This is a genomic window from Sphingomonas sp. (assembly GCF_030145815.1).
Classification (GTDB): Bacteria; Pseudomonadota; Alphaproteobacteria; order Sphingomonadales; family Sphingomonadaceae; genus Sphingomonas.
The window spans coordinates 1-12,484 of the sequence record NZ_JAIXHL010000052.1 but is presented as its reverse complement, the minus strand read 5'-3'; the positions used below and the strand labels follow the sequence as shown (position 1 = coordinate 12,484).

13 protein-coding genes and 1 pseudogene are annotated in these 12,484 nt (G+C 67.3%); 4 read left to right on the top strand and 10 right to left on the bottom strand.

Annotated elements, in window-relative coordinates; genetic code table 11:
• Positions 1-46: 46 nt before the first annotated feature.
• From KYX69_RS22285 to KYX69_RS22275, 3 genes are read right to left on the bottom strand one after another with little or no spacing between them, the layout of a single operon-like run.
• Positions 47-904: a DMT family transporter gene (locus KYX69_RS22285; protein ID WP_300501560.1), complete on the bottom strand. Its 858-nt coding sequence runs from the start codon at positions 902-904 to the stop codon at positions 47-49.
• Entirely contained in the window at positions 897-1,469 is a 573-nt protein-coding gene (locus tag KYX69_RS22280) for a nucleotidyltransferase family protein (protein WP_300501559.1), read from the bottom strand. Before KYX69_RS22280 ends, KYX69_RS22285 begins: the two co-directional genes overlap by 8 nt.
• The gene (locus tag KYX69_RS22275; protein ID WP_300501558.1) at positions 1,456-2,370 is read right to left on the bottom strand and encodes an XdhC family protein; all 915 of its coding nucleotides are present in this window, start codon (positions 2,368-2,370) and stop codon (positions 1,456-1,458) included. Before KYX69_RS22275 ends, KYX69_RS22280 begins: the two co-directional genes overlap by 14 nt.
• 98 nt (positions 2,371-2,468) lie before the next feature.
• Here KYX69_RS22275 and KYX69_RS22270 point away from each other — a divergent pair, with 98 nt between their 5' ends.
• Positions 2,469-3,485, top strand: a complete 1,017-nt coding sequence (locus KYX69_RS22270; protein WP_300501562.1) for a glycerophosphodiester phosphodiesterase — start codon at positions 2,469-2,471, stop codon at positions 3,483-3,485.
• A gap of 22 nt (positions 3,486-3,507) precedes the next feature.
• Complete coding sequence (locus KYX69_RS22265; protein ID WP_300501557.1) at positions 3,508-3,759, top strand: hypothetical protein; 252 nt, start codon at positions 3,508-3,510, stop codon at positions 3,757-3,759.
• A gap of 130 nt (positions 3,760-3,889) precedes the next feature.
• Here KYX69_RS22265 and KYX69_RS22260 read toward each other — a convergent pair whose 3' ends face one another.
• A complete protein-coding gene (locus tag KYX69_RS22260) occupies positions 3,890-4,636 on the bottom strand; it encodes an alpha/beta fold hydrolase (protein WP_300501556.1) in 747 nt (248 codons plus the stop codon).
• 78 nt (positions 4,637-4,714) lie between these two features.
• Here KYX69_RS22260 and phhA point away from each other — a divergent pair, with 78 nt between their 5' ends.
• Positions 4,715-5,587, top strand: coding sequence for a phenylalanine 4-monooxygenase (gene phhA, locus KYX69_RS22255; RefSeq protein ID WP_300501555.1), 873 nt, complete (start codon positions 4,715-4,717; stop codon positions 5,585-5,587).
• A gap of 132 nt (positions 5,588-5,719) precedes the next feature.
• On the opposite strand, the gene KYX69_RS22250 is transcribed toward phhA, so the two are convergent.
• The 6 genes from KYX69_RS22250 to KYX69_RS22225 all read right to left on the bottom strand — a co-directional run bounded on the left by KYX69_RS22250 (position 5,720) and on the right by KYX69_RS22225 (position 11,877).
• Positions 5,720-6,697, bottom strand: a complete 978-nt coding sequence (locus tag KYX69_RS22250; protein WP_300501554.1) for a 50S ribosomal protein L11 methyltransferase — start codon at positions 6,695-6,697, stop codon at positions 5,720-5,722.
• Positions 6,697-7,416 carry a hypothetical protein gene (locus KYX69_RS22245; RefSeq protein WP_300501553.1) on the bottom strand — a complete coding sequence of 240 codons (720 nt, stop codon included), beginning with the start codon at positions 7,414-7,416 and terminating at the stop codon, positions 6,697-6,699. The genes KYX69_RS22250 and KYX69_RS22245 overlap by 1 nt, the downstream gene beginning before the upstream one ends.
• The gene (gene bla, locus KYX69_RS22240) at positions 7,413-8,312 is read right to left on the bottom strand and encodes a subclass B3 metallo-beta-lactamase (protein ID WP_300501552.1); all 900 of its coding nucleotides are present in this window, start codon (positions 8,310-8,312) and stop codon (positions 7,413-7,415) included. The genes KYX69_RS22245 and bla overlap by 4 nt, the downstream gene beginning before the upstream one ends.
• Entirely contained in the window at positions 8,302-9,000 is a 699-nt protein-coding gene (locus KYX69_RS22235; protein ID WP_300501551.1) for an SDR family NAD(P)-dependent oxidoreductase, read from the bottom strand. The genes bla and KYX69_RS22235 overlap by 11 nt, the downstream gene beginning before the upstream one ends.
• A gap of 156 nt (positions 9,001-9,156) precedes the next feature.
• Positions 9,157-10,521 (bottom strand): methyl-accepting chemotaxis protein, encoded by a 1,365-nt coding sequence (locus KYX69_RS22230; protein WP_300501550.1) that lies wholly within the window; start codon positions 10,519-10,521, stop codon positions 9,157-9,159.
• A gap of 12 nt (positions 10,522-10,533) precedes the next feature.
• Positions 10,534-11,877, bottom strand: coding sequence for a methyl-accepting chemotaxis protein (locus tag KYX69_RS22225; RefSeq protein WP_300501561.1), 1,344 nt, complete (start codon positions 11,875-11,877; stop codon positions 10,534-10,536).
• Between the two features lie 461 nt (positions 11,878-12,338).
• On the opposite strand from KYX69_RS22225, the pseudogene KYX69_RS22220 reads away from it, so the two are divergent.
• Positions 12,339-12,484 (top strand): annotated as a pseudogene (locus tag KYX69_RS22220) (succinate dehydrogenase, cytochrome b556 subunit); the annotation flags it as partial.

Sequence of the window (12,484 nt, the reverse complement as noted above, 5' to 3'; positions counted from 1 at the left end):
GGGTGGGGGAGCGGGCCGGTGCCGCTTCAGCAAAGCTGAAAAGACTCTAACTGAACTGAAGCAAGATCAGGCCGAAGGCGAGCACCACCGCCGCAGCGATGCGGCGGCCGCCGAACCCTTCGCCCAACATCCATGCCCCCATCAGCGCTGCCCACACCACCGCCGTCTCACGCAGGGCCGATACCTTGGCGACCTCCATCAGCGAGAAGGCGTAGAGCGCCGACCCGAACGAAACGCTCGACAGCGCCCCCGCCGCAACACCGTGCTTCCACGTCGCCTTGACCGCCCGACCAAGTTCGCGGCGGCGGAGCAGCAGCGCGGTGGTGGTGATGCACACGCAATCGAGCATGAACAGCCACACGATGTAAGTGAACGGGCTCGGCGCGACCCGCACCCCGCGCGCATCGGCCATGTTGTACAGCGCGACCCCGATTGCCGTCGCAAACGCCCAGCCCAGCGCCACCTTGTCCGGGTGCGCGGCAAGCGTCACGCCGCGCGCGGGCAATGCGAACACGATCACCGCCCCGGTCGCGATCAACAGCCCGACCCAGCCGATCAACGGCAGCTGCTCGCGCAACACCAGCACCGCAAACCCGGCGGTAAGCAGCGGAGCGACCCCGCGCATGATCGGGAATACCAGGCTCAGGTCGCCGCGCTGCATCGCGCGGACCAGGCAGATCTGATAGGCGAAATGCGCCGGCACCGCCCAGGCGAGCGCGGACCAAGTCTCCGCATCGGGCAGCGGCACGATCAGCGCGAAGGGCGCAATCACGATCGCCGCGCTGGAAGAGAGCAGCGCCCGCGCGACGAGAATATCGTCGCCGCGCTTCACCACCAGATTGGTCAACGCAAGACTGAATGCCGAGATCAGGCCCAGCGCGATTGCGAGCGCCTGATCACCCATGGATCAGCCGTTCGAGATCCTCCGGCGTATCGACATCGACCAGCTCGGCGGGCGGCACGACGATATGATGCCCGCGCCGCACCAGTTCGCGCGCGCCCATATCACCCTGCGCGGCGAGCAGCTCGGGAAGATGCGCGCGGCCGAACAGCGCCGGAGGGCGCGGGACCTCGCCGTCGCTCGACGCCACGATTGCGTCCGGACCCACCGCATGGTCGAGCAGCCGGCAGATCTGCGTCGCGGTGACGCGCGGCATGTCAGCGAGCGCGATCACCACAGCATCGGGATCGCTGTGCAGCGCCGCCTCCACCCCCAGCCGCAGTGAGCGGCCCAGCCCCGCCGCCGGATCGTCATTGACCACCACCTCATAGCCACAGCTGGTCAGGTCGAGCGCAGTTTCCGCGACCACACCGATCCGCGCGGCGAACGGCACCGCCTCCAGCGCGACCACGACATGCAGGCCGAGTGGGCGGCCGAGATAGGGGATCGTCAGCTTGTCCGCCGCCCCAAACCGGCGCGAACGTCCGGCGGCAAGCAGCACCAGCGCCGTGCGTTCAGCGCGGATCATGCAGCGCCCGCACCATGCCCGCCGCGATCGACAGCGCGATTTCGGCCGGGCCGACCGCGCCGATATCGATCCCCGCCGGCCCCTCGATCCGGTCGATCTGGTCGGTCGTCAGTTCGGCGGCAAGCCGCTCCCGCCGCGCCGCATGGCTCCGCCGCGATCCCAGCGCCGCGACATAGCCCGCCCCGCCGTTCAGCGCCGCGATCAGCGCGGGGTCGTCGATCTTGGGGTCATGGCTCAGCGTTACCACCGCCGTCGCACCATCGGGACGCAGCGCCGCTATCGCCTCGTCCGGCCAGCGATCGTCCAGGGTGACGCCGGGGAAGCGTTCGGATGTCAGGAAACGCCCGCGCGGATCGATCACCACCGTCGCGATGCCGAGTTCGCGGGCGAGTCCGGCGAGCACCTGCGCGATCTGCACCGCGCCGACGATCAGCAACCGGCGCGGCGGCTCGTAGCGGTTGATGAAGGCGCCGGGCAGCGGCTCTGCGCTGCTGCGCCCGGTCGTCAGGTCGGTCGCCACCTCCAGCGCCCTGCCCTCGCCCCGCGCCGCCGCAATCGCATCGAACAGCGCCGGGTCGAAGCCTTCCGCTGCGACCGGCTGCACCATCACCTCGATCTCGCCGCCGCACGGCAGACCTACCTCCCACGCCGCCGCGTCCGCGACGCCATAGCGACGCAGCGCGAACGGCGCGCCCGCAATCACCTCTGCCGCTACCGCCATGATGTCGGCTTCGACGCAGCCGCCCGACACCGATCCTTCGAACCGGCCGTCTTCATGCACCAGCAAATGGCTGCCGCGCGGACGCGGGGCCGATCCCCAGGTCGAGACGACGGTCGCGAGCGCCATCCGTGCCCCGGCCCAGCCGCGCGCGGCGGCAATCACGCTGTCATTATCGGCCATGGTGCCTCCATAATGTCATCCGAATCACCTAGCCGCCGGAATAACTTGGTGGAGATAAGACGATGACAGGGATGTTGCGAGCGGCGCTGGTGCTGGCCATGATCGCGACACCAGCGCTTGCCAAGGAGGCCGTCATCGCGTCCAAGCCGATCATCATCGCGCATCGCGGCGCCAGCGGCGAGCGGCCGGAGCATACGCTCGCCGCCTACCAACTGGCGATCGAACAGGGCGCGGACTTTATCGAGCCCGATCTGGTGATGACCAAGGACGGCCAGCTCGTCGCGCGGCACGAAAATGACATCACCGGCACCACCGATGTGTCGCGCCGCAAGGAATTTGCCGACCGCAAGCGCACCAAGACGATCGACGGGGTCAGCTACACCGGCTGGTTCACCGAGGATTTCACGCTCGCCGAGCTCAAGACGCTGCGCGCCAAGGAACGTCTGCCATTGCTGCGCCGGGGGAACACCAAGTTCGACGGGCAGTTCGAAGTGCCGACGCTGCGCGAGATCATCGCGCTGGCGAAAGCGGCGAGCGCCAAGACCGGACGCACCATCGGCATCTATCCTGAAACCAAACACCCCAGCTATTTCGCCTCGATCGGCCTCCCGATGGAGGCGCTGCTGGTCGCAGAGCTCAAGGCTGCGGGCTGGGATCGCGCCGATGCGCCGGTGTTCATCCAGTCGTTCGAGGTGAACAATCTGAAGGCATTGAAACAGCTCACGCAGGTGAAGCTGATCCAGCTGATGGCGGCCGAAGGCAGCCCGGCGGACGCGGCGCAGCCGAGCTACAAGGCGATGGCGACGCCCGATGGGCTGAAGGCCATCGCCGCCTATGCCAGCGGGGTCGGCCCGCAAAAGGACATGGTTGTGGCGGGCGACGGTACCGTCTCGACGCTGGTCGCCGATGCGCATGCGGCGGGGCTCAAGGTCCATCCCTGGACCTTCCGCGCCGAAAACTACTTCCTCCCATCCGGCCTGCGCAAGGGCATCAACCCCGCCGGCCATGGCGATATCGGCGCGGAGATTGCGCGTTTCCTGGCGGCGGGCGTGGATGGTTTATTTACCGATTACCCTTATCTGGGGGTGCAGGCGCGCGATCGGCATTCCCGCTGAACGCCCGTTGAGGGACTGCGCGATGCGCAAGGGACTGATTATCGCCGTCGTCACGCTGCCGCTGCTGTCGGGCGGCTGCGTCGCCAAGACCGCGTTCGACGTCGTCACCGCACCGGTCAAGGTCGCCGGCAAGGCCGCCGACTGGGCCACCACCAGCCAGGACGAAGCGGACCGCAACTACGGCCGCAAGATGCGCGAGAAAGAGGCCAAGGAAGGCCGCGAGCGCAAGAAGCGCGACGAAAAGTGCCGCAAGGACCCCGACGACTGCGATTGATCACCAACGTCCGTGACTGAACTCCGCGTCCGTTCGCCCTGAGCTCGTCGAAGGGCGAAATACTGCGCTTGGCTGGCAGCGCGGGGATCGTGCTTCGACAAGCTCAGCACAAGCGGGTCTGGCACAGGCCTCAATCCGACCGCGAATCCGCCAGTGTCTCAGCGATCGCTCGCAAAACCTGCGGCCGAAAATGCACACCGATGTGGTTGCTCACCACTTCCACCGCACGCGCACCCTCTCGATTGCCCTCATGGCAGATGTCGCCGTTCACGAAGCCGTCGCTCCGGCTCCAGATCGACGTAGCCGACATTGTCAGCGGTGCAGCGGCCTCCGCCAGCATGGCGCGCGCAGCCGGATCGCCGATCTTCTGGCCGGTCAGGAACTCGAAATGGCGCCAGACATTCGTGGCGGTCGGCGGGCCCGCATAGGGCGATGCGACGGTTATTACCTCACGCACGAGATCTGGCCGACGCTGCGCTGCCACCCGTGCGAGAATTCCGCCAAGGCTGACTCCGATCAACGTCACTTTCTGGTCATCGGCCTCGGCACAGATCGTCTCGATCCGGGTGAGCAGCCGTTCGACATCCTGCCCGACCGAGCGGACACCAAGGTTCACGCCCAAGCGCCAGCCCCAAGTGCGATAGCCACGCCCGCGCAGGAAAAGATGCATCGCCGCCATCGACGAGTCGCCATTCGCCAGCCCTGGCAGCAACAGGATCGGGCGGCCATCACCGGCAGGCGATTTCTTGAGGCCACGCCAGTTGGCGGCCAGTTCGGCAAGTGCCCAAGCAAGGCGCGGCACCTCCGCATAGAAGGCGCTTCGCGGCGGGGGCGGAATTGCCGGGTCGACAACATTCGGTTCCGCAACGGTGGGCATCGCATCACTCCTCGCGGCGACAAGTCTCCGGCAAACCCCTCGGTTCCGCGCGTCGCGTCGTCATGCTATGCTGCGGACATGATGAGTGAAACCCATGTTTTGGAGCGTCCCCCGGAAGGCGCGGGCGCCGATTGGACGATCCCGCAGAATTGGGACGCCTTCACGGCCGAAGAACATGCCGTGTGGGACACGCTGTACGAACGGCAGATCAAGCTGTTGCCCGGTCGCGCGTCGAAGGCGTTTCTGCGCGGGCTCGACCTGCTCAAGCTCTCCGAAAGCGGCATTCCGAATTTCGAGGAACTGTCCGAGCGGCTGATGAATGCGACCGGCTGGCAGGTGGTCGCGGTCCCCGGCCTTGTCCCCGACGACGTGTTCTTCGACCATATGGCCAATCGCCGCTTCGTCGCGGGCAATTTCATCCGCCGCGCCGACCAGCTCGATTATCTGCAGGAGCCCGACGTCTTCCACGACGTGTTCGGCCATGTCCCGCTGCTCGCCGACCCGGTGTTCGCCGATTATATGGAGGCCTATGGCCGCGGCGGGCTGCGCGCGCTGGAGCATGGCGCGTTGAAACAGCTCTCGCGCCTCTATTGGTACACCGTCGAGTTCGGCCTGATAGAGGAAGATGACGATTTGCGCATCTATGGTGCGGGGATCGTCTCCAGCCATGGCGAGAGCCGCTATGCGCTCGACAGCGACAGCCCGAACCGGATCGGCTTCGACCTCAAGCGCGTGATGCGGACCGAGTATCGCATCGACGATTTCCAGCAGAATTACTTCGTCATCCCGAGCTTCGACGAACTGCTGCGCGTCACGGTCGAAACCGATTTCGCCCCGCTATATGAAGAGATCCTGGCCCAGCCCGACATCGCCATCGCCGCGATCGAGCCGGGCGACCGCGTGATCACGCTGGGTACGCAGGAGTATGCGCGGGGACGCGACGCGGCCTGAGCTACTGCCATTGCGTCATCCCCGCGAAAGCGGGGACCCATCTCCCGGACGCGCGGCAAGCCGCACCGATTAGGTCGTGGATCGTGCTGGAGATGGGTCCCCGCTTTTGCGGGGATGACGGTTAGTTAGACCTCACCAGCTCCCGAACCCCGGCGCCAGCCCCTGCCCGTCCGGGCCGGGCCGCGTGGTGCGGCCCCAGCCATAGCGCGTCCGCTTGCGCAGCCGCAGCGTCGGCCAGTCGCCCATCGGGGTCTTGCCCGCGAGGCGCAGGCCGTGGCGGCGATAGGCACCCGCGACCCGCTCGGCCTGCGTCTCCAGCAAGCCGGCCAGGATCAGCGTACCGCCCTCGGCCAGCACCGCGCTGATGCTCGGCGCGAGTTCGATCAGCGGCCCGGCGAGGACGTTGGCGATGACGAGGTCATAGGGCGCGCGGCCGATCAGCAGCGGATGCTCCAGCCCGGCGGCGGCGGCGAGCGCAAGCTGGCCCTGCATCACGCCGAGCGGGACGCCGTTGATCGCGGCATTCTCCGCCGTCACCTCGACCGACACCGGATCGATGTCGGACGCGGTGGCATAGGCGCGCGGCCACAAATGCATCGCGGCAAAGGCGAGCAGGCCGGTACCGGTGCCGATGTCGATCAGATTATCGACCCGCTCCCCCCGCGCGCGCATCGCGTCGAGCGTGCGCAGGCATCCAGCAGTGGTCTCGTGTGTACCCGTGCCGAACGCGCGGCTTGCCTCGATCTGGAAGGTCTTTGCGCCAACCGGCACGGTCCCGCGATTGGTCGAGGTATGGACGTAGAAGCGCCCGGCATGGACCGGCGCGATCCCCTGCTGGCTCAGCGTCACCCAATCCTCGTCGGGCAGCTGTTCGACGACTTCCTTGGCCTTTTTCGCGCTTGGAACGAGCGTGCGCACCGCCGCGATGTCCGCCTTGCCCGGCTTCGCCTCGAAATAGGCCTCCAGCTGCCAGGCGAGCGGATCGTCGGGGATGGTCTCGCTGGTCAACAGCACCGGCGCGGGGTCGATGCCGAGCAACTCCGCCCCCTCGAAATCGATCGCCTCGGCTTCGTCGCGGGTGCACGGCAGGGTCAGTTTCCAGCTGGTCATCAACCGATCTCCACCGGCCGTGCGAGGACCAGCTTGAGCGCGGGCACGTCGATCACCTTGTAGTGAACCGCCATGCCTTCGCGCACCACCAGCGCCAATCGCGTGGGGGTCAGCATCCACATGCGATCGATGCCGTCGAGGTTCTTGAGCAGGAATGCCTGCCGACCGTCGGAAATGTTGCCAACCAGCACATCCTGCTTGGTCAGGTCGGCCTGAGCGACGGCGAGCACATAATAGGCCGCGGGCGGCACCGTCTTGCCATCCGCCTCATCTGGGTCCTCCTCGATATATTCCTCACCCCGCCGCTGCGCGCCATCGACTGCGGCGACCGCAGGCAGGAAGCGAAATTCCACAATGCTACGGTTGTTGTCGGGAAGCAGCTTGCGGCTCGCACCTGTCGCCTTGTCGAGCAGAATCAGGTTGCGATGGTCGAAATCATAGCGACCCGAAGATGAGGCGACTTTGCCAACCCGCCCCGGAATGCCGATGGCGAGTTGGACCAGCCCGGTCCCCCGCACATCGCGGACATCCTGCACCGAAAAGGGGGCCGTCTGCCCCTTGACCGCGACCGGAGCGGGATCGTGGCTGCGATTGAACCGCCCCGTACCGATCAGCATCGCCGCCAGCCAAATCACCGCGACCGCGGCGAGCAGACCGACCCCCGCGAAGATCCAGATCAACAACCGCCCGACACCGCCCCGCTTCGCCACTTCGTTCATCGTCCGCCCTCCTTCGCCAGCCGCGCATCGAGCCGCGCGCGTCCCCCGGCGGCGTAGCGGGCGCAGGCCTTCGCGTCGACCAGCGGCGCGGTGCCCGCAAGGCGTGCGTGAAGGTCGCTCGCGCCGGGGTGTGGGGTGATCAATATGTCGCAGTCCAGCCCTGCCAGCCGGTCGAGCCCGGCGCGGAAGGCGGCGACATAGGCGGGGTGGTCGGAGAAGCGGTAGCTGTCGTTGGACAGCGCGCTGATGCTGTCGCCATAGACGATGTTGCGGCACGCTGCGCCGGCGCAGCTGCGCCACGACCAACTCGTCGATCCCGGCGTGTGGCCGGGCGTGGCATGGGCGGTGAGCGCGAGCGGGCCGAGCCGGACCACGTCGCCGTCGGCGACGATGCCGTCGACGCGCGCGCCGGGGAATTTGGGGTTCATGCCCAGCTGCGGATCGTCCGCCGACGCCTCCCCGCTCTCCAGCGCGGCGCGGGCGGGTGCACGGGCGAGCAGGCGCGCGCCGGTCATCCGCTGGAGCGCGGCGATCCCGCCGGCATGGTCGAGATGCTCATGGCCGTTGAGGATGATCTTCACGTCGGACAGCTTGAACCCGAGCCGCTCGATATTGCGCGCAATGTCGGGCGCGGCTTCATCGGTCGCGGCGTCGATCAGGATATGGCCTGCGTCCGACGTGACCAGCAGCGCGACGATGCCGCAGGTGCCGACCTGCCACACATTGGCGTAGAGTTGCACCGGCGGCGCGGCATCGCTCCACCCATCGCGGCCTTGGCATTGCGCAACATGCTCCTTGCCGGACACGGCGCCGACGGGCGCGCTCGCCTGCGGAGCGGGGGCGGAGGCCGCGCACCCGCCGAGCAGCGCCGCAAGCAGCGCGCCCTTAACGGACATAGCTCGCGCCGTTCACGTCAAGCACCGCGCCGGTCATCGATGCAGGTGCCTCCAGCGCGCAGAAGCGGGCCATGGTCGCGACCTCGTCGGGCATGGCGACGCGGCCGAGCGGGATGTCGGCGAGCAACTTGTCGCCGCCACGGCTGGCCAGATAGTCCTCGGCCATGCCGGTCATGGTGAAGCCGGGGCAGATCGCGAAGGCGAGGATGCCCTCCTTGGCATAGCCGCGCGCGATGCTCTTGGTCATGCCGATCATCCCCGCCTTGGACGCGGCATAGTGCCAGTGCGCCGGCGAATCGCCGCGATAGGCCGCGCGGCTGGCGATGTTGACCAGACGACCGCCCTCCCCGCGCTCCTGCCAGTGCTTGACGGCGAAACGGCTGAGCTGGGCCGAGGCGGTCAGATTGACCTGCATCGTCCGCTCCCACGCGGCGAGCCAGGCGTCGTCGTCCAGGTCGATCGGCGCCGCCTCGAAGATCCCGGCATTGTTGACCAGCACGTCGATCCGCCCGTCGAGCTGGTCGAGCGCGGCCTGCCACAAGGCGGCGGGTGCGGCGGGGTCGGTGAAGTCGGCGGGAATGCCGCTCGCCGTCCCCTGCCCAACCGCGCGCACGTCGCGGCCGTCGAAGCTGGCGAGGATCGCGGCGCCGATGCCGCGGCTGGCGCCGGTCACGAGGATATGGGTCATCATGGCGACCCGGTTAGTCGGAACAGCGCGCTCCGTCACCCCTTACTCTAGCTCCCCTCCCGCTTGCGGGAGGGGTCGGGGGAGGGCCTGTCAAAATCGGGGATGGCCTGCGTGGAGAGGCCCTCCCCTAGCCCCTCCCACACGCGGGAGGGGAAATTACGCCGCGACGTTGGCCGAAAAGCTGGTCGCCGCGTCGCTGAGCTGCGCCAGGCGCGCGTCGATCTCGCCAAAGGCATGCTCCAGCGAGTCGATCTCACCGGCCACGGCATGGCTGTCCTCGCGGATCGCGCCGATCGTGTCGGACATCGAATCCGCCGCCAGCGCGGTTTCATCGACCGCCGCCGTGATCGCCGTTACCGTCTGTGCCTGCAACGCCATCGCGTCGCGGATGCGGTCGGCGCTCGCCTGAACCTCGCTCACCGTCGCGCGGATGGTGGTGCTGGTCGCCACCGTCTGGTCGGTTGCCGACTGGATCGCGGCGATCTTGGCCGCGATGTCGTCGGTTGCGCGCGCGGTCTGGCTGGCAAGGCTCTTCACTTCCTGTGCCACCACCGCGAAACCGCGCCCGGCATCGCCGGCGCGCGCCGCCTCGATCGTCGCATTGAGCGCGAGCAAATTGGTCTGTCCCGCAATCTCGCGGATCAGGCCCAGGATAGATTCGATCGACTGGGCGTGTCCGGCGAGGGTAGCGCTCATCAGCACCGCCTCGCTCGCATGCGCGCTGGCACGCTGGGCGACGTCGCTCGCGCCCTCGACCTGTGCGCGGACATCCTCGATCGCGCGGATGAGGCCGGCGGCGGTCGACGCTGCCTCCCGCATGGCCAGCGCCGATTGCTCGGCGGCGGCGGCGACCTCGTTGGTCTTGCCCTGCATTCCGCGCGCCGCGTTCGCCGCGCCACGCGCCTGATCACGCACGCGCGCGCCGAGGGCGCCGGTCATCTCGATCGTTCCGGCAATGTCGGCGCGGAAGCGGTCCGACTGGCCCTTGCGCTCGTTCCGGGCGAGTTCAGCGTCACGCACGCCCAGCCGCGAGGCCATGAAATCGGCCTCCAGCATCGACATGCGCGTGGCGACATCGCTCAACTGGCGGAAGGTCGCCACATCATCGGGCAGGCGGTCACTCAGCACCTCGAAGGTGCGCGCATGGGCAAAGGCGAAAGCGGACAACAGCGCGCGCAGCGGAATGCGCGCGCGATGGGTGTCGTCGGCATGCTTGGCCGCCATCTCGACCCATTCGCGCTCGAACGGCTGCGCATATTTGACGCGGGTGTAGCGCGTGCTGACCGCGATCTGCTTCTCCAGCCGTTCGCCAACAAAATAGCCGCGCACATGCTCGGTGCCGGGCAGCGTCAGATAGTGGGTCCAGAAGGCGCGTGCGATGGTCTCGAAATCGTCGCCGATCAGCTCGGCGATCCGCGCGCATCCGCTCGCGATCGCGCCGTCCCAGTCATAGTCGCGAATTCGCTCGGCAAGTGGGCGGTCATCGCCGCTCCACTGCCCGAGCTCCTTGGCTCCGGCCATTGATCCCCTCCATCATGCAGCGACTTTTGCGACGAATTCGCCCGCGCTGTTCTTGAGTGTGCCGAGTTCGGCGTCGAGCGCGGCAAAGCCGGCTCCGACCCGCTCGATATCGCTGGCGACGCTTTCGGTTTCCTCGCGGATTGCACCGATCGTTGCGGACATGGAATCCGCCGCCAGCGCGGTCTCGTCGACCGCTGCGGTGATCGCGGTCACCGTTTGCGCCTGCACTTCCATCGCCCCGCGAATGCGGTCGGCGCTGGCCTGAACTTCCTGAACCGTGTTGCGGATCGAAGCATTGGTTTCGACCGTCCCACGCGTCGCAGACTGGATCGCGGCGATCTTGCCGGCGATATCGTCGGTCGCGCGCGCGGTCTGGTTGGCGAGGCTCTTCACCTCCTGCGCAACTACGGCAAACCCGCGCCCGGCGTCGCCCGCCCGCGCAGCCTCAATCGTGGCGTTGAGCGCCAGCAAATTGGTCTGCCCGGCAATGTCGCGGATCAGGCTCAGGATCGACTCGATCGACTTGGCATGCTCCGACAGCATCTCGCTCATCGCCACCGCTTCGCCGGCCTGGGCCGACGCACGGGTCGCGACATCAGCAGCGACCTCGACCTCGGTCCGGGCATCCTCGATCGCGCGGATCAGGCCCGCCGCAGTATGCGCCGCCTCACGCATCGCCAGCGCCGACTGCTCGGCGGCAGCGGCAACTTCGCTTGCCTTGCCCAGCATGCCGCGTGCAGCCGACGAGGTGTGGTTTGCCTGCGCCCGCAACGCGCCGCCCTCGCTGGAGGCGCGTTCGACAGTGGTGCCGATCGAGTCGCGGAACTGGCTGGCGAGACGGTCCCGCCCCACCTGCGCGCTATATTCGCGATACAGATTGTAGATTTCGACCGTGATGTCGCTTTCCAGCGCGGACAGGCGCATCAGCGTGTCGATCATCGTGGACAGGCGCGCATCGCCGGGCTCAACCCGACGCACCAGCACGTCGAGCGCGGCCCGGTCGCTGGCGTTGATCATCGACAGCAGCGCGGTCGGCGCGACATCGGCGCCATAGGCAGCGGCCACCGAGCGTTCGATCGATTCGATCCAGGCGCGCCCGCGCGTGTCGAGGAAGCGGTTGCGCAGGAAGACGATGCCAACATCGATCATCTTTTGCGTATCGTCGGGCGCCCAGTCGCGCTCATCGGCGAAGCAACGCAGCCATTGCTGCCAATAGGCTTCGGATACCGACCGGATTTCCGGTTCGAGCAGATCCCACACATCGCGACTCAGCCGGTCCATCGACCCATCAAAGTCAAAGATTCGCAGCCGCTGGGCGATGTCGATCCGCGCGCTCATCGCTCCGGTTGCGGGCATATCGGTGTTCGCACGCGTGCCAGTCACGGAAACAGTCCCCCATCATTCCGGACGCACTTCGCTCCGGACCTTACTCATATCGCTACAAGCAAAGTGGTTAAGGGTGAGTTAGGGACGGATGATTTGCGGGGCAGAGCCTATTCGGGCCGACTAGAGGTATCGTGATTGCCCTGGCGTGTTCGCTGGCAAGGAGCGGGTCGCGGCGCGTAGCAGCGCTACGCGCAAGATCTGCGACGCAGACCAGCGGGCGCGCCAGGGCAACCCCGAAGGGGCGGGCGCCTTTTGGCGCATGGCTTCGTCGCTCGTCGGTTACGATGCTTTGGCATCGCTTCCTCCTCGCTCCTCGCCCTGCGCCAAAATCCGCTACGTCGCGATGCCTCCAGTCGGCCCGAATAGGCTCTAGCTTCTTGCATCGTCGGCGGCGGCGGCTATTTGGAGGCGCAAATCATAGGGGACACGCCGTGGCCAAGGCCCGCAATATCAACCGCCCGCTCTCACCGCACCTGCAGGTGTGGAAATGGGGCCCGCACATGCTCGTTTCGATCCTGCACCGCGTGACGGGCAGCGGCATGGCGACGGTTGGGGTCGGCGTGTTCCTGTGGTGGCT

Bases quoted from the DNA above. Each gene is read 5' to 3' on its own strand.
- KYX69_RS22285 (WP_300501560.1), bottom strand. From the start codon at position 904: ATGGGTGATCAGGCGCTCGCAATCGCGCTGGGCCTGATCTCGGCATTC.
- KYX69_RS22280 (WP_300501559.1), bottom strand. From the start codon at position 1,469: ATGATCCGCGCTGAACGCACGGCGCTGGTGCTGCTTGCCGCCGGACGT.
- KYX69_RS22275 (WP_300501558.1), bottom strand. From the start codon at position 2,370: ATGGCCGATAATGACAGCGTGATTGCCGCCGCGCGCGGCTGGGCCGGG.
- KYX69_RS22270 (WP_300501562.1), top strand. From the start codon at position 2,469: ATGATCGCGACACCAGCGCTTGCCAAGGAGGCCGTCATCGCGTCCAAG.
- KYX69_RS22265 (WP_300501557.1), top strand. From the start codon at position 3,508: ATGCGCAAGGGACTGATTATCGCCGTCGTCACGCTGCCGCTGCTGTCG.
- KYX69_RS22260 (WP_300501556.1), bottom strand. From the start codon at position 4,636: ATGCCCACCGTTGCGGAACCGAATGTTGTCGACCCGGCAATTCCGCCC.
- phhA (WP_300501555.1), top strand. From the start codon at position 4,715: ATGATGAGTGAAACCCATGTTTTGGAGCGTCCCCCGGAAGGCGCGGGC.
- KYX69_RS22250 (WP_300501554.1), bottom strand. From the start codon at position 6,697: ATGACCAGCTGGAAACTGACCCTGCCGTGCACCCGCGACGAAGCCGAG.
- KYX69_RS22245 (WP_300501553.1), bottom strand. From the start codon at position 7,416: ATGAACGAAGTGGCGAAGCGGGGCGGTGTCGGGCGGTTGTTGATCTGG.
- bla (WP_300501552.1), bottom strand. From the start codon at position 8,312: ATGTCCGTTAAGGGCGCGCTGCTTGCGGCGCTGCTCGGCGGGTGCGCG.
- KYX69_RS22235 (WP_300501551.1), bottom strand. From the start codon at position 9,000: ATGACCCATATCCTCGTGACCGGCGCCAGCCGCGGCATCGGCGCCGCG.
- KYX69_RS22230 (WP_300501550.1), bottom strand. From the start codon at position 10,521: ATGGCCGGAGCCAAGGAGCTCGGGCAGTGGAGCGGCGATGACCGCCCA.
- KYX69_RS22225 (WP_300501561.1), bottom strand. From the start codon at position 11,877: ATGCCCGCAACCGGAGCGATGAGCGCGCGGATCGACATCGCCCAGCGG.